Origin of the sequence: Spectribacter hydrogenoxidans, from assembly GCF_031846275.1 — a bacterium.
Taxonomy (GTDB): Bacteria; Pseudomonadota; Gammaproteobacteria; order Nevskiales; family Salinisphaeraceae; genus Spectribacter; species Spectribacter hydrogenoxidans.
The window spans coordinates 1-354 of the sequence record NZ_JAVRIB010000061.1 but is presented as its reverse complement, the minus strand read 5'-3'; the positions used below and the strand labels follow the sequence as shown (position 1 = coordinate 354).

The window sequence follows — 354 nt, the reverse complement described above, 5'->3', positions numbered from 1 at the left end:
ACGCGTTTGAGACGTTGCGCCCAGGTCATGGCTACATGGCGCTCGGCAGGGGTTTTGTCATCCGATTCGGTGCCGCTACCGTGGCGCCGCCTACCACGCTTGGCCGGTGTCACCTGCGCCCGCAGCTTGTTATTCGGTGCGAACACCCCATGGAATCGGGTGAGATTCACCCGTGGCCGTGGCACCAGAGCGGCTAGGCGCGCCAGGAAATCCAGCGGCTCGAAGAAGATGTGGGTCGTGCCGTCGCGGTACGGCGTCTTGAGTTGGTAACGCACCAGGCCGCTGTTTGTCAGTGACAGACGCTTTTCCGACACCGCCGGTCGGCTGATGTAGCGACACAGTCGCTCCAGCTTG

The 354-nt window shown here is 63.0% G+C and carries 1 protein-coding gene; it reads right to left on the bottom strand.

Annotated features, from left to right (window positions below):
• Window positions 1-354 (bottom strand): transposase (locus RM532_RS15875; RefSeq protein WP_311654310.1); only part of this gene is annotated, 354 nt, incomplete at both ends.